Here is a 14,430-nt window from a genome sequence, read left to right as displayed (position 1 = left end):
GGTTCCCCGCACCAAGCTCTTGGCGCAGTTCGACCTCGGCTCCTCGACGATGAGCCAAGACACCCTTGCTTGGCTTGCGCGTGGCGACTTCGTAGAGAGTGCTACCTCTGTCGTACTTATCGGTGGACCAGGAACAGGAAAGACCCATCTCCTTATTGGAACCCTTATCGCCCTTGCGGGTATAGGGAGACGGGTGCGCTACGTCAATGCGAGTGCCCTGGTCAACGAGTTAGCTGAGGCAGAAGACGAGAGGAGGCTGAGCCGACTGCTTGAACGCTACGCCCGTTATGACGTATTGGCAATCGATGAGCTCGGTTACCTCCATCTAGATCGTCGCGGAGCAGAGCTTCTCTTTCAGGTGATCACCGATCGAGAGGAGTCCTCCTCGCTCATGGTAGCTACGAATCTACCCTTTGGGGAGTGGGCCAGTATCTTCACCGATGCTCGTTTGGCAGCAGCTGTGGTGGACCGTATCACCTACCGATCCAAGATCATCGAGACAGGTATAGAGTCCTACCGATTGAGGTCGACTACCAATGCAACCTGAACCACTGGAACACTCCGCGAGGTCGGGACCGACAAACCCCGTGCGTTACGATAGCGTTACGATATGAGTGTTATCGCCTGTGCATGGTGTGGCCTTCCCTTCGAATCCTCTGGCCGAGGCAAGTTTCACTCAAATAGCTGTCGCCAGGCGGCCTATCGGGCTCGCCAGAGTTCGGGTACTCCCAGCTCTGAGCCCAGTGCCCGACGCATTGAGATCGTGTATGAGTGTCCACGCTGTGAGAGCCGTTACCTCGGTATTCGCAGATGTCCGGATTGCAATCTGTTCTGCGCTCGGATTGGACCCGGCGGGATGTGTCCACATTGTGACGAACCGGTCGCCCTCAGAGACCTTGAGAGTTGACGTACCTGGTGTGCTCAACACAGGCACTGCTTTCTGCTGATGTCCGGTGACATTGGTTGGCCGTGCTGGCTCACAGGGACCAAATGGTTCTGGGTGTAGTACACGACTGGTGACACTCAGCTGAGCTCACATTGGGCCGGGCGCGAAGCAACCTTGCCTAAACCTGTCTGACAGGTACCGGAGGTGGACCAAAGGACCCTCATCGAGGTTACGAGTCTTCACCGAAGCCCGGACGGTCATAACCCCTTCCAATATGTGCGAACTCAAGGACCAACCAGGTTATGATGCACGACTGAGGGTGGGGCCAAATACCTCAACTGCACTGGGGCCAAATAGGTCGATTGTTTTCACCCGGGCCTCCGTAGGACCTGGGGCGGTTGAGCCGACCACAATAGACCCCTAATCAAAGCAACATTCAATGAATGATGCACGCCCAGGAGCAAGTGATCACAAGACTCGCCACGGTCGAAGTGAACACAGATATCAAGCTCCCGGTTAGAAGACCACTGCGGCGTTGATCTCTTCGGCGACGAGCTTCACCCGACTGAGAGTTGGTACCTCATTGTCCAACGCCCAGGACTCCACCAGTATTGACTGAGGCCGAGTGATCATCACCACTGCTCGTGACGCAGAATTCGTTGCCTTCCGGGTCGCTCATCACAACCCACCCATCTCCCCCTGCATCGCGATGGTCATCAACCAATCGAGCGCCAAGTCCGTGAATCCGGCCGATCTCCTCGTCGTGTCGGCTATTCGCCGGAACCACGTCGAGGTGGACACGATTCTTGGCTTGTTTGGGCTCTAGTGTCCCTAGCCAAAGTTTCGCTATGAAACGGGAATTGTCAATATTTGGCCTCTGTTGAGCCCATTGTACGTCTACTCTCTTCGGAAGCCGTCAGCACACTTGATGGAAGGAGCTGTTATGGACCCTAGTAACTATCCATCGTCTTGGGAGTCAGTTAGGCACAGGTAATCGCAATTCATTTGCTTGTTTGTAGTGCCTCCCCTCCGAAGAGGTCGTTGATGGCGATTGGTTCGTCACACGAGGGACAGTATCCCCCTATTCCTACTCGGGTCATGAAGATGTGACAATCCTCGCAGCGTTGTTCTCCAAGCGAGCGGCTACCGCAGCGGTTGCACTCATAGACGGTGAACTCTCGACCCTAGGTCTCAGTATCAGTGTGTGCGCGAGGAGTGAAGAGAGTTTAAGTTAATGGAATGAGGGCCGTAAACTGGGTCTTTCTAGATAAGTGGTATTCCGGTACCAAGTTCGGCCAGGAATCGGCGAGCCGTTGAGCGTTTTGAGGAGCTTGGCCGGATTGTAGCCATTATTCGGAGAGGTCTAGGCGGGTCGCCCCGGGTTTTACGGAACGCCGGGGCGGTTCAGGAGCTCAACAGGTCGATTCTCGCCATGAGCTGGGGTATGTTGCGCCAGCACCTTAGCAAGGCAGCTACCGCTATCGAGCCATTACAGGTCACAATCACCAGCTGTGCATACACAAGCCTGGGTTGCTCTGATTGTGAACACGGACAGGAGAAATCGCGAGAACCAAGCCAACTTTTGTTGTATCTCGTGTGTGCATACAACCAATGTAGCCAACAATATATTTGCTGCAGGACTTGCGGTTATAGGACGTGGAGGTACACCGCACGCTTGGTCTAACAACACACCGGACAGCGAACCATGAAGCGCCAGCCACCAGATGCCGCGTAAGCGACTCAGGAAGCTACGTTCGTAAGGACAGGTAGGAAGTCGCGCTGAGTCCCATTATGGGAAGGGCACTGTAGCGGCTCTTTTAGACAAGTGGCCAAGGATAGGGGCGTTCGTCGACGTCTAGATCCATGAGCGTGCCCATTGAACATAGGACACGGAGGCGGTGTACTAGCGTTCTACGTTCTCGATCGGATAGAAGTTCGCGAAATTCGGGATCCAAGCTATCGGCCGCTCCGGCCATGGCAACAAGGAGCGATTCGCTGATTGAGGCACCACCGAACTCCCAGATGACGGTTCGCAACTTGGGTTCATAGTGGAAACAGAGCGCGTTGTCGATCCCCCAGAGGTGGCGCTCGCGGTCGATCAGGATGTGGCCCGCTTTACGGTCGGCGTTGTTGGCAACCATATCGAAGGCGGCTATTTCTATGAAGCTCTCCTGCAGATCCGGCTCTTCAAATAGATCGAAGTAGTGGCGGTTGAAGTCTGCGTCGATGAAGCTTTGAAGTGATCCCCTGCCAAATGGGAGGTCGTTCCTGATGACGATCGGAGGGATGAAGTCGAGTCCTAGCTGGCGTGCAAGCAGGTAGCTTGCCCGTTCTCGACGGTAGAGGCCAGCGCTAAAGTCCCACAGCGGCCGCTCTAGCGACTCTGGTTTGTAGATACCGAGGCCGCCTTCCTCGAGCTCCACCAGCAGCGCACCATTTGAACTCGCCTCGATCCGTCCGAGGACTGTTACCTTGCAGGTGGAGAGCTCGTACTCGTCTGCTATAGGCTCGGGGCTCGATGGCCGTTGGTTCTCGGGCATGAGTGTCCTTCTGGATCGAGTGGGTAGCCACACAGTGGGCACGGCGGACGCCCTCGCTCCACCAATCGAGTGGCGGTTATGGCGAACTGTGCGGCTTGCTCGCGCGTGATAATAAAGCGTGCCGAGTCCGGCTCCTCGTCTTCGGCGACAAGTTCCTCAAGCTCCACTTCGATGAGCTCGGTAATCGAATCCACCTCGATTTCAATCGATCCGACGACCCATTGCGGAGTTAAATCCCCGATGAGCACTTGATCTCCGGCGAGTTCGTGTGGACGGGGTAACTCCTCCACCGCCGCTGCGAGTCCCTGTATTAGAGCAAGCACCTGGGTCTTCTCAACCTTGACGGTTAGAATCAAGCTCCCAGAGCCAGCCTGCAAGAGGAAGACGCGATGGCCAGGCTCTCCCAGTGTCCCTACGGTAAAGTGGGTTACGGAACCGAAGTCGATCGATTCGCTCAAGCTGGGTCTCCTCCAATCATCGATCCTGTGTTGAGAGAGTCTAGGCTAAGCCCAGACTGGCTGATGACGAAGGTCGTCATCGACGCAGTGGCTACTGAGATGCGATGCATCTGATCTACATGCATTCCGAGCGCGTCGGTGGCGAGGATCTTGATAGGGTCAGCATGTGTGAAGCCAACTACGGTTTCTCCGGCATGTTCGCTGCGGATGGTGTCAATCAGGTTAGTCATGCGCTCCAGAACCTCGCGAATCGATTCGCCCCCAGGAAAACGGAAGTTGCCGGCTTGGGCCATGAGATCACGCCATGCGGGTTTACGATATAGCTTGGTGAGTGTTGCGCCGGTCCACTCCCCAAAGTCGCATTCGATCAGGCGTGGCTCAATTACTGCAGCTTGCTTGAGACGCTGGCTAAGAGGTTGAGCGGTCTCTTGTGCACGTTCTAAAGGTGATGTGAAGATTGCGGAGACTGTTCCGAAACGCGCTGGGAGTTGTTCAGCAACTGCATTCGCCTGTTGGCGGCCGTAGTCGGAGAGGTGGAGCCCAGCAGCTCTACCGGGAAGGATCTTCCCGGTAGTAGGTGTGGTGCCATGGCGTACAAGAATCAGTCGAGTTGGGTTGGTAGCCAGTTTCTATAACCTCTCCACGATCATCGCCATACCCTGGCCGCCACCGACACACATGGTCTCAAGACCGTAACGTCCGTTGGAGGTGGCTAGGCCGTTCAACAAGGTGGTCATGATCCGCGCTCCGGTCATTCCGAAAGGGTGCCCAAGTGCAATAGCGCCACCATGTGGATTGAGCTGGTCTTCGATCGAGATATGAGCCTCGCGTGCCACCGGGAGTACCTGTGCAGCAAAGGCCTCATTCAATTCAACGATATCCATCTGCTCGATGGTCAGGCCGGTGAGTCTGAGCACCTTAGCGATCGCCTCAATCGGTCCAACACCCATAATCTCTGGTGCCAATCCCGATACGGCGCTCCCAACGATCCGAGCAAGAGGAGTGAGACCGAGCTCATTGGCGACCCTATCGGACATGACGACGACCGCAGCGGCGCCGTCGTTGAGAGGACATGCGTTGCCCGCGGTCACCGTTCCGTCGGGTAAGAACACCGGTTTGAGGCTGGATAGTTTTTCAAGCGTAGTGTCTGGCCGCGGACCGTCGTCACGGGTGAGCACCGTCTGGTCGGCCAAGGTAATTGGGAGGATCTCTCGGTCAAAGAAACCTGATGCCAGGGCGGCCGCTGCACGATCCTGAGAAAGTTTAGCGTACTCATCCATGGCTTCGCGGGTGACGTTGTACTGCTTGGCAACGTTTTCAGCGGTCAGTCCCATCGGGATGTACATCTCGTTGATATAGTCCGGGCGCGACTGGTCGGTAAAACGAGGATTCATATCCTCGGGGTCAAAACCCTTCAGCGAGCATCTCGTTGTACTCTCCACCCCGCCGGCTATGAAAACCTCCCCCTCCTCAGCCTTGATAGCGTGGAAAGCCATGCGAATCGACTGCAGCGAAGATGCGCAAAACCGATTGACCGTGGTCCCTGGTACAGTATCGGGTAGGCCGCCGAGCGCCGCCACGTTACGGCCCAGATTCATGCTTTGCTCGCCGTGTTGAAGTGCGGCACCCCAGATCACATCGTCGATCCGGCTTGGATCGAGTGACGGTAGTCTTCTCATTAGCTCGGCTATGACGAGTCCAGAGAGGTCATCGGGTCGTTCACCTACCAGTGATCCCTTGAAGGCTCTCCCGATTGGTGTTCGTACGGCTGCGACGATGACGGCTTCTGACATGGTTCTATGCTCCTTTTTTGTAGCGATTCAGTTTTGCTAGGCCCAGACCGTCTGTGCCATAGCTAAAGAGTGAATCTCCAATGACGGCCATTATGCTTCGATCAGTGCGATGCTGCCATCGCCTCACATAACCGAAGGATGCGAGTGGCGTGTCCAGTTGCCTTGACCGAGTATAAGGCATGGGCGATGGTTAGGTCGGGGTTGAGAATAAAGGTCGAACGGATTACTCCTATCACCTTGCGTCCGTAGTTCACCTTTTCTCCGTAGGCACCCCATCGAGTCATCACGTCCTTGGTTGGATCCGAAAGTATGTCAAAACCAAGCTGGAAACGCTCGGCAAAAATGCGGTGACTGTCAATACTGTCTGGAGAGATACCTAGTAGTCCAATGTTGAGACTCTGAAGTTCGCCACCGATCTCGTTGAGATCAGTGGCCTCAAGCGTACATCCAGGGGTCATATCCTTGGGATAGAAGTAGACGATACTGACCTTGCCGGCTAGGGACTCGAGACATATCTGTGATGAGTATTGGTTTGGTAGGCAAAATGAAGGTGCTCTGTCACCAGCTGCGAGTCTCACGGAGGCGGTCATAGCTCCAGGCTAGCGCAAGCTGAGCTGTTCGTGTATTCGGGATCTAGGCCACTGCCCGGCCAGAGAAGATTCATCGCTGCTTGTTGACAACATGCTGGGATCGTCGGAGAAGTCGGCTACTATTCTCTCATGAGTGCGCTCTACCTAATTCCAGGAGTTCTGGTGATTTGCTTCTATCTCCTCGCTGTAGGAGTATTCGAAGGCCGCCGCAGGAAGACAAGTTTCGCGGTCACTCTCCGTGAGTATTCACCGTCTGAGCGGCGCCAGTGGCGCAGATCGGTGCGGGAGTTTGGTAGACAGAGTGTTTCAGCGCCTCACTCCCATCTAGGGATTGATGACGTGCCTACGGTTTTCTTACTTGCTGAGAAAATGCGACTCGAATCCGCTGAACGGATGAGACCATTTGTTCTCGTCATGACATTGGTGTTGCTCGCTGGTGAGGCTTCTATCATGCTAGCACAGGGTCTTTGGGGGTTTGGAGTTGCTGATCTTGTGGGAGGGGGAGTTATCTGTTTGGTGGCGTTGACAAGAACATCGCGAGAGCGCCATCGCCAGAGCTCCCGACGGGTACCAAAGTCGATCAGAACCTATAAGCAGGCGTTGGCGTTACGAGGTAGATAGAGACAGTTGCGAAACGCTGAGCTTGGCTTTCAGACTCTGCTCTACTAACAGAACAAGGTTTGCGACGGAGAGAACCACGTCACAAGATAGCCACTCGGCCGAGTGCGCTGCTTTAACTAGGACCGTCTTTGAGTCCGTCTTAGCGCGCCACCACCATGGCGTTGTCTTACCGCGATAGGGCGTTAAGTTGTTGCGATCGTTGTCGTCTCCGGTGGCGATCGAGGGCGACGGTAGGATGGAGGAAGAAAAGATGGAGGTTCCTCATGTCCTTAGCGTTACTTGAACCAGTAAAGTCAGTATTGGTGGTGACAGCGCATCCAGATGACGTCGATTTTGGTGTCGCCGGCTCAATCGCCGCATGGCGCAGGCAGGGGACAGAGGTAGCGTATTGCATCGTCACCGATGGAGATGCCGGTGGCTTTGACCCTAATATCCCGCGATCTGAAATCCCAATGATACGGCGGCGTGAACAGCAGGCTGCCGCGAAGGCCGTCGGTGTTGACACCGTCGAGTTTCTCGGCTTTCATGATGGTTCGCTCGAGGTGTCGATGCGACTGCGACACGATATAACCGCGATGATCCGCCGCTTCCAGCCTGAACGGGTACTCTGCCAGTCCCCGACACGTAATTATGCACGCATTGGGTCATCGCATCCGGATCATCTGGCAGCTGGCGAAGCAGCTTTGTGCGCCGTGTACCCGGATGCACGTAATCCATTCACCCACCAAGATCTGCTCGCCAAAGGCCTTGAGGCGCATACTGTTCTCGACGTAGCGCTGATGGCCTATCCTGATCCAACACATTATGTTGATGTGACTGATACCTTTGACGCCAAGATCGAAGCCATTGAGCAGCATAAGAGTCAGCTGCCTGATCCGGCAGGTATGCGCGATATGGTTCGTGGATGGCTCGCAGCTGGTGCTGAGACCGCAGGACTCAATGACGGGCGGTTGGCTGAGCTTTTCTTTTTGGTGAAGACGGCGTAGCGCGAAAAGGGGGAATAGGTCAATGACGACACAGCTCAAGCCAGATCTCTTGGCTCATATTGGATCGACTCCACTTGTTGAAGTCGAGGAGGGGATTTACGCAAAACTTGAGTACCTCAACCCATCGGGATCTATCAAGGCTCGTATCGCTAAGTATATGGTGGAACGCGCTGAAGAGTCTGGCCAGCTTCAGCCTGGTATGACGATCGTAGAGGCATCTAGTGGCAACACTGGCAATGCGTTGAGCATGGTAGCGGCGGTCAAGGGTTACAAGATGATCGTAGTAATGCCAGCGGGCCTTAGTAGTGAGCGTATAGCTATCTCGCGAGGTTTCGGTGCCGAAGTTCGCGAAGTGGGCGATTTTCATGTAAACGGTGCCCTGGAGGAGGCTCGTACTCTGGGTGCCCAACCTGGCTATTACTTTCCAGGGCAGTTCGATTCGGAGGCGAATATTGAGGAGAATCGAGAGGTTTTCGGGCCCGAGATTCTAGCTGACCTTGGCGTTGGGCGTCTCCCAGATGCCTTCGTAATGGGCGTGGGTACCGGCGGTACCTTGATTGGCGTCGGTCAGTGTCTACACGCCGCCAATCCGGCCTGCTGGCTTGTCGGTATGGAGCCGGATGAATCGTGCACGATTCTCTGCGGGGAGGTCCACCATCACAAGATCGAAGGGATCGCTGACGGCTTTGTCCCCGGAATATTCCAGCGACATCGTGAAGAGGTTGATGAGTTGGTGGCGGTTACGAGCCTCGACGCCATCACCGAGATGTATGCGTTGGCAAGACGTGGATTCTTCGTTGGCCCAAGCTCGGGAGCGAATGTGGTGGCTGCCAGACGGCTTAAAGCGCGTCATCCCGAGTTTGCTACAATTGTGACCGTACTCTGCGATGAGGGTGAGAAGTACCTAAGCGAATACTATCGGATCTTCGGAAATCAGCGGTAATCCGGCACCAAGATCGACCAGGAATCGATAAGTCGTTGAGCGCATCTGAGGTGATTGGCCAGATTGGGACCGTCATGTGGAGAGTTCTAAACTACACAACCCGTGAACGGGCAAGAGGGGACAAGGGGTTCTCCCTGGTGTCTTACTTATTGGGTTAGTTGGTTCCGGTTACGAACCAAGTGCGCTAGAGATATGCGTTGTCACCGGGGTAACCGTAGCTAGCAGTGACCAGTCAGGCTTACCAGCGCTAAGGAGTACTCGAATGCGAAAGTTCGCAAAGTTCGTCATTCCAAAGGCGATGCGCTTGATCCGCTTAATGAGGTTGTTCATCGACTCTGTCGGTCCATTGGTCACAAAGGACCTATGCCAGGCCAGGATCTCATCATGCCAGCTTTTCAAGGTTCTCCCAAGTAGCTGGACCTCGGGTGGTCGTTGGTTGTCGGTGAAGTCACTGATGAGCGCATCGAGGTGGTCTCTGGCGAGATCTGGGTCACGATAGGTATAGAGCTCTCGTAGGGACTCCTTGGCTCGCCAGCTGGTAGCTACCTCGTTATCTGGATCTCCAGCCTCAAGGAAGCGAGTAAGTTTATCGTTGGCACCCTCGGTGAGCTTCTCCTTGGCCATATTAAGGAGTCGCCGGATGCGATAGAGCGGATCCCCACCTCTGCCTCTGTGACCAAGGATGTTCTGTTGTACTCGTCTCCTCGTCTCATCAAGGCGAGTGTTGGCGATCTTTATGAGGTGGAATGGATCGGCGACCAGGACAGCATTGGGTAACGCCTCTTTAAATACCGCCCTATAGGAACCAGCCAGGTCAAGGGTTCCCCACTTGATATCATCACGCCACTCCCTGGGCTGGCTGGCTATCCACTTCTTTGGCTCCGCACCTCCTTTACCAGGAACTACATCGAGAAGGGTTGCGCTCATAACGTCCACGATTGAGGTAGACCACTTCTGGGTCCGATAGCGACCCTCGCGATAGAACAGGGTCTCATCTAATCCAAGTGCACGAACCTCACCAAAGCGATTTGGATCCTCAACGAGGGGAGTCCCATAGGCAATTACAGCATCATTGATCGTGTGCCAGTCACAATCGAGCTCTCTGGCTACCGATGACACCGATCGTCCGTCTCTACCAACCACCCGGGTTGCGAATCTAGCTGCCCTATCGGTGAGCTTTAGCCTTGGGGCTGCGATCCTAGTGTCCACATCACTCCATGACGGGGCGATGCAGGTCTCATCCTTGCACACCCACCTGCGTTTGTGCCAGATGAGCCTTACGGGACGGCCAAAGCTTTGTAGATCAATCAGCTCTACTAGTGAGCTTCCTTTGGAATAGCTCATCCCATTACAGACTGGGCATTTTGGCCGCTCACCCAGACACTCGATATGGACCCGAAGGGGTGTCTTTGAATCTTCGTCACCCAGATCCTCGACACCAATCAAATTGACGTCCTTTAGACCGAGCAAGATCTCTGCAATGCGGATAGGATTTTGTTCCACAGGGGTCCTCCAGTGATGAGTTGTTACTAATCCCATTCTGGCAGAGCCCCTGTGACCCTCCCAAACTCACCCCTAGTGCGTGGCTATACCCGACTAATTTCCCCACTTAAATCCGAAGTCCCGCTTATCCTCGACGATCGCGGCCACGAGCTCCTCAGCTGATGCTGTGGTGGCATCCACGCCACCTGCCTTTCTCCAACGCTCATAGGTGCTCTCACAGATCCCTACCTCGCGTACTGCGACAGAGAGGCTAACGCCAGCGCTGTTGGCCTCCGCGATGAGGGTTACGGCTTGTTGGCGCTCTGGGAGAGGGATTAGTCGTCCCTGTCCCCCCAGAACGCCTGGGCTTTTCCCCGCAGCACCAGCAGAGCTGCCGTTTCTGCTAGAGCTTTCTCCTTACGGGCAAGCTCTCGTTCCAAGACGATCACCTTTGCCCGTTGGGCTGCCAAGTTCGCACGGTACTCCTTGGCAGCGATGCTCGAGCGGTCATTGGCCTCTTGACAGGCCACCTTCCAGCGCATCAGATCCTCCGCTAAGATCCCCTGCTCTCGCAGGTAGGTACCGAGCTCGAGTTCGGTCATGGACTCGGTTCTAAGAACAATCTCGTACTTTGCCTTCGACGAGAGCGTAACCGAGGGGTTACCAGACGCAGAGAACTTGCCAACGGCACCGGTTCGCTTCAGTGACGCGTTCCACGTGTAGAGCGTGTTGGGTGGAATCCCTTCAGCATTCGAAAGCTTGGTGATCGCACCTTCGGGAGCATCCCCACCGTCACCTAACTCTAGGAGCTTCCTCAGTACTCGTTCCTTCTGATCCCTTGGGTATACCTTCTTCATGACTCCTCTATCCTCGCCCTATGTATGACTGTAGTGGACCTACCAGCAAGGGGTCTGATGGCTAGGGGTGACTATAGGGAAATGGTTACCAAACGACCAGCTGAACTATTCGGACCCCTCTTAGAGGGAATGCTCGCTTCCGTAAAGGAGCAAGAAGCTGAGCGGCTACGTAAACATCGTGAACGACTGCGCGTGACAGTTGCCCCTCCGCTGGCTCCACAAGATCAGAATCCGCACCTACCAGGAGATAGTCAAACAGACTCGACAGGAGCGGTCACAGGAGCGGTCAAAGAAGAACCCGAGGGGTCCGACCACCCCTAGCCGACAGAGTTGCTCAGTAGTACTCATCGGCTGAGGGTGTTGAAAATCTAGCAGTTATGCCGAGTCGGGCGATTGAACTTGGATCGGGCGATGGCCAAACAAAAGATGGCCGGCGCCGTGCTTTTATCGGCGTAGATGATATCCTTGCGGAGGTTACGGATCGACCAATGCCTACCCTTTGGATACCCTCGCATAACCGGCGGAGTTCGCTGGCCCATCTTGCCTCAGTGATTGGGATACGGCTCGGCTCGCTGGTTGCCCTCCTGCGGCGAAACAATCACAAGAGCCAGGTGTGTCGCGTCTATCGTAGCTATATGGCACGCGACCAGTTCACTCCGACCTTCGGAGTCTCGCCTCCGTTATTGGTTGGAAGGGACGATCTCATCGCCGAATTCACTGCGTCGTTGGCCGATGATCGAGGATCATCAACCAGAGCAACCATCTATACCGGCAGCCGTGGCATCGGCAAAACAGTGATGCTAAATGAGGTCGAACGAGTTGCCAGAGCGCATGGGTGGCTGGTGATCTCAGAGACTGCTTACGCTGGGTTTGTTGACCGGCTCACCAACATTACCCTCCCAGGGCTGCTGACAAGCCATGGATACAGCAACACAACGGCGTCTACACAAAGTTTTGGTGATCAGCTCAAGCTTGTAAGCGATCACCTTCGCTCCCTTCATTCCGGTCTGCTCATCACCCTCGATGAGCTCAATGTCGCACAGTTCGATGAGTTACGAGAGTTTGGGGCTGCGTTGTACCAGGCGTTCTCCGACAATGGGGCGGTAGCATTCGTCGGTGCTGGTCTACCACGGTCAGTAAATCTCATTCTCGCCGATCCGGCTCTTTCTAGCCTCCAACTAGCCGATCTCCATGTCCTTAGCCCAATTAACCTAAATGATGCCAAACACGCACTGAGGGTTCCTATCGAAGGCAGCGATCGCGAGATCGAGCCTCTTGCGCTCGATGACGCTGTGCAAGCAACCGGGGGCTATCCATTCCGTATCCAGCTTCTCGGTCACCTGATATCCCATGAACACCCCGACGAGCGGGTGATCACCCGAGATGATGTGGCATCTGGAGTACTGGAGGTACGCGAACGTATAGGTTCATGGCAGCTCGAATCAGAATTAACAGAGCTGCCCGAGAATGATCGAGCGTTGTTAGTGGCTATGGCAACAGATCATGGGCCGTCAAAAACCTCTGCAATCGCCTCTCGGTTAACTATCGGCCAGAGCTCCGTTGATAAGTGGCTGGCCCACCTGATCGAGGGAGGGGTGATCCACCAGACCCGACATGGAGAAGTAGATTTCGTTCAACCGCTGCTGCGTGAATGTCTCCGTGTCCACCCGGTTTCGCCATCTTTGGAGCCAAACGCATCTTGACGTAGTCAATAGGGGTGGGGCCAAATACCTCAACTGGGCCGGGGTGATGGTTTTCGTAACGAGATCGCTCGCCCTTCAATCGCGCTAGCCCAGCCACGAGGGGGCAACCAAGCCGGTGGCCAAGCTCCTAGACGGTGGGTAGCTAGATCCCAAGAGTCGGCCCCCATGAACTCTCCGTGTCCGACTCTTCGCATCCGAAGTCGCTGCGTCTCAACCCTCTGTGGCTAAACCATTTGTGTCGAGAGCAAGTAATTAATCCAGCCCTCCATCAGCCTCGTTCAACGCAATCTTGCGCCGTGAAATGTCTCGCCCCAGATGGTGACGGACATGGTCTGCCAAGATCTCAAGGTCCTGGTCTCGCACACTCGGGGCAGCTAGGTCCTTGATCCACTGGGGTACGCGCTCGAGTGTGGTGTGACCACGCCAGAAGACCCCAACTAGCAGGAGTGCCTTTGCGTGCTCTCGACCAAGCACTGGTCGAATTGGGAGTCGCGAGCGAACATGGGGCCAACACGCCTGGGCGAAGATCTGGCGAAGACGGGTTGGCCAATCTTGTGGCGATACTCCGTTCTCCCATAGATCGACCATCTGGCGCAGAACCTCGTCTCGCTCGGCTATGGATGATGGACTGGTCATCTCTATCTCAACCTTACCTCATATGGACAGCGTCAATGGTTACTCGTATTAAATCGACACTCATTCCTCTCGTGAGATCGCCACCTGTAGAGGGGCTTCGATTCCGATTCTCACCGAGCCTCGTTTTGATTCGACCACGGTAATCACGATGTCATCGTCGATGACGATCCTCTCGCCTTCCTCGCGGGTTATGACAAGCATCCATGCCTCCCTCTCTTGTACTCAGAGTATCAGAGAGGGAGTTCTCGGATCAAGCCATAGCCGAGCTAAGAGAGATGCGGACTGAGCACGACGAGCACCGAATTTAGCACATGGATTCGCCGCTCAATTCGCCCACGAAAGATGAGCACGGTCGGATTGTAGGCCGTACTGGCGACGTTCTGGCTTCCTCGATCGCCACAATCCAAGACTTCCGCGATCACGTTAGAGGCAACGTCGCGCTACTGCCTCGCTGGTGGAACACCCCATACGGAGATAAGCAGCGCCATGGACTGAGAAGGGGAGAGACTATAAGTGCAGTACAATCACCGAACTATCACCACTGGCGACGAGATTGAGAGTCTATGTCCTCGGCCAAGGTTGCTATCATTCAGATCTGTCTTGGCGACGAAGGACAACGGTAAACTTGGATTCGTTTCCGAAGTGGCGTACCGGATTAATAGCAGACAACGATGCCCGTCTTGAGCACTCAACGGTCCAGGAACGTCCTTCCGACTCATGGGTCCGCCTCATGACCATGTGACAGCACCTGGGTTTGGGAAGTCCCCGATGACCGAGATCGCATACAAAGTGCGTTAGTCGCACCTTCGGTCTCGGCAAGGTTATGTGCACAGTGCTGAGGCAATCGCCTTCGAACGAATGGGTGTCGGGGTCGTCTTCTAGTCTCACTAGAGCGTGGACGGCCCCTTGAGCTCGGTCCACTTCCTTTGTGAGAC

Annotated in this window: 15 protein-coding genes and 1 pseudogene; 5 read left to right on the top strand and 11 right to left on the bottom strand. The window is 55.1% G+C overall.

Features of this window, described 5'->3' with window-relative positions:
• On the top strand, window positions 1-547 hold a 547-nt coding region (locus FEAC_RS09835; RefSeq protein WP_152623182.1), incomplete at its 5' end, for an ATP-binding protein.
• A gap of 919 nt (window positions 548-1,466) precedes the next feature.
• Here the strand turns inward: FEAC_RS09835 and FEAC_RS16425 are convergent.
• The 6 genes from FEAC_RS16425 to FEAC_RS09805 form a co-directional block, all read right to left on the bottom strand.
• A complete protein-coding gene (locus FEAC_RS16425; protein ID WP_419195367.1) occupies window positions 1,467-1,736 on the bottom strand; it encodes a VOC family protein in 270 nt (89 codons plus the stop codon).
• Window positions 1,737-2,703: 967 nt separating this feature from the next.
• Window positions 2,704-3,426, bottom strand: coding sequence for an SCO1664 family protein (locus FEAC_RS09825; protein WP_052566184.1), 723 nt, complete (start codon window positions 3,424-3,426; stop codon window positions 2,704-2,706).
• Complete coding sequence (locus FEAC_RS09820; RefSeq protein ID WP_052566183.1) at window positions 3,387-3,884, bottom strand: DUF3090 family protein; 498 nt, start codon at window positions 3,882-3,884, stop codon at window positions 3,387-3,389. Before FEAC_RS09820 ends, FEAC_RS09825 begins: the two co-directional genes overlap by 40 nt.
• Window positions 3,881-4,486, bottom strand: coding sequence for a histidine phosphatase family protein (locus FEAC_RS09815; protein WP_269078265.1), 606 nt, complete (start codon window positions 4,484-4,486; stop codon window positions 3,881-3,883). Before FEAC_RS09815 ends, FEAC_RS09820 begins: the two co-directional genes overlap by 4 nt.
• Window positions 4,487-4,513: 27 nt before the next feature.
• Window positions 4,514-5,677, bottom strand: a complete 1,164-nt coding sequence (locus FEAC_RS09810) for an acetyl-CoA C-acyltransferase (RefSeq protein WP_035392000.1) — start codon at window positions 5,675-5,677, stop codon at window positions 4,514-4,516.
• A gap of 101 nt (window positions 5,678-5,778) precedes the next feature.
• Window positions 5,779-6,267: a peroxiredoxin gene (locus FEAC_RS09805; protein WP_035392003.1), complete on the bottom strand. Its 489-nt coding sequence runs from the start codon at window positions 6,265-6,267 to the stop codon at window positions 5,779-5,781.
• 129 nt (window positions 6,268-6,396) lie between these two features.
• Here FEAC_RS09805 and FEAC_RS09800 point away from each other — a divergent pair, with 129 nt between their 5' ends.
• The 3 genes from FEAC_RS09800 to FEAC_RS09790 all read left to right on the top strand — a co-directional run bounded on the left by FEAC_RS09800 (window position 6,397) and on the right by FEAC_RS09790 (window position 8,817).
• Window positions 6,397-6,888, top strand: a complete 492-nt coding sequence (locus FEAC_RS09800) for a hypothetical protein (RefSeq protein WP_152623181.1) — start codon at window positions 6,397-6,399, stop codon at window positions 6,886-6,888.
• A gap of 263 nt (window positions 6,889-7,151) precedes the next feature.
• Window positions 7,152-7,874, top strand: coding sequence for a PIG-L deacetylase family protein (locus FEAC_RS09795; protein WP_035392009.1), 723 nt, complete (start codon window positions 7,152-7,154; stop codon window positions 7,872-7,874).
• Between the two features lie 22 nt (window positions 7,875-7,896).
• The gene (locus FEAC_RS09790) at window positions 7,897-8,817 is read left to right on the top strand and encodes a PLP-dependent cysteine synthase family protein (protein WP_035392012.1); all 921 of its coding nucleotides are present in this window, start codon (window positions 7,897-7,899) and stop codon (window positions 8,815-8,817) included.
• A 168-nt stretch (window positions 8,818-8,985) separates the two neighbouring features.
• Here the strand turns inward: FEAC_RS09790 and FEAC_RS09785 are convergent, their stop codons facing one another.
• Genes FEAC_RS09785 through FEAC_RS09780 form a run of 3 tightly spaced genes read right to left on the bottom strand, consistent with a single transcriptional unit; the run spans window position 8,986 to window position 11,156 of the window.
• Window positions 8,986-10,356, bottom strand: a complete 1,371-nt coding sequence (locus FEAC_RS09785) for an ISL3 family transposase (RefSeq protein WP_082055642.1) — start codon at window positions 10,354-10,356, stop codon at window positions 8,986-8,988.
• 57 nt (window positions 10,357-10,413) lie between these two features.
• The gene (locus FEAC_RS16420) at window positions 10,414-10,635 is read right to left on the bottom strand and encodes a helix-turn-helix domain-containing protein (protein WP_419195366.1); all 222 of its coding nucleotides are present in this window, start codon (window positions 10,633-10,635) and stop codon (window positions 10,414-10,416) included.
• Entirely contained in the window at window positions 10,635-11,156 is a 522-nt protein-coding gene (locus FEAC_RS09780) for a hypothetical protein (protein ID WP_035391728.1), read from the bottom strand. Before FEAC_RS09780 ends, FEAC_RS16420 begins: the two co-directional genes overlap by 1 nt.
• A 488-nt stretch (window positions 11,157-11,644) precedes the next feature.
• On the opposite strand from FEAC_RS09780, the gene FEAC_RS09770 reads away from it, so the two are divergent.
• A complete protein-coding gene (locus FEAC_RS09770) occupies window positions 11,645-12,859 on the top strand; it encodes an ATP-binding protein (RefSeq protein ID WP_152623180.1) in 1,215 nt (404 codons plus the stop codon).
• Between the two features lie 252 nt (window positions 12,860-13,111).
• On the opposite strand, the gene FEAC_RS09765 is transcribed toward FEAC_RS09770, so the two are convergent.
• Both FEAC_RS09765 and FEAC_RS14780 read right to left on the bottom strand, forming a co-directional pair.
• On the bottom strand, window positions 13,112-13,495 hold the full coding sequence (locus tag FEAC_RS09765) for a hypothetical protein (RefSeq protein ID WP_035391732.1): 384 nt from the start codon (window positions 13,493-13,495) through the stop codon (window positions 13,112-13,114).
• A 63-nt stretch (window positions 13,496-13,558) separates the two neighbouring features.
• Window positions 13,559-13,696: pseudogene (locus FEAC_RS14780) on the bottom strand (carbon storage regulator); the annotation flags it as partial.
• Window positions 13,697-14,430: the final 734 nt, after the last annotated feature.

Source organism: Ferrimicrobium acidiphilum DSM 19497 (genome assembly GCF_000949255.1).
Lineage (GTDB): Bacteria > Actinomycetota > Acidimicrobiia > Acidimicrobiales > Acidimicrobiaceae > Ferrimicrobium > Ferrimicrobium acidiphilum.
This window is presented reverse-complemented; position numbering and strand designations above follow the sequence as displayed.

Coding starts and splice junctions, on each gene's coding strand:
- FEAC_RS09825 (WP_052566184.1), bottom strand. CDS start 3,426: ATGCCCGAGAACCAACGGCCATCGAGCCCCGAGCCTATAGCAGACGAG.
- FEAC_RS09810 (WP_035392000.1), bottom strand. CDS start 5,677: ATGTCAGAAGCCGTCATCGTCGCAGCCGTACGAACACCAATCGGGAGA.
- FEAC_RS09805 (WP_035392003.1), bottom strand. CDS start 6,267: ATGACCGCCTCCGTGAGACTCGCAGCTGGTGACAGAGCACCTTCATTT.
- FEAC_RS09800 (WP_152623181.1), top strand. CDS start 6,397: ATGAGTGCGCTCTACCTAATTCCAGGAGTTCTGGTGATTTGCTTCTAT.
- FEAC_RS09795 (WP_035392009.1), top strand. CDS start 7,152: ATGTCCTTAGCGTTACTTGAACCAGTAAAGTCAGTATTGGTGGTGACA.
- FEAC_RS09790 (WP_035392012.1), top strand. CDS start 7,897: ATGACGACACAGCTCAAGCCAGATCTCTTGGCTCATATTGGATCGACT.
- FEAC_RS09785 (WP_082055642.1), bottom strand. CDS start 10,356: ATGGGATTAGTAACAACTCATCACTGGAGGACCCCTGTGGAACAAAAT.
- FEAC_RS09780 (WP_035391728.1), bottom strand. CDS start 11,156: ATGAAGAAGGTATACCCAAGGGATCAGAAGGAACGAGTACTGAGGAAG.
- FEAC_RS09770 (WP_152623180.1), top strand. CDS start 11,645: ATGCCTACCCTTTGGATACCCTCGCATAACCGGCGGAGTTCGCTGGCC.
- FEAC_RS09765 (WP_035391732.1), bottom strand. CDS start 13,495: ATGACCAGTCCATCATCCATAGCCGAGCGAGACGAGGTTCTGCGCCAG.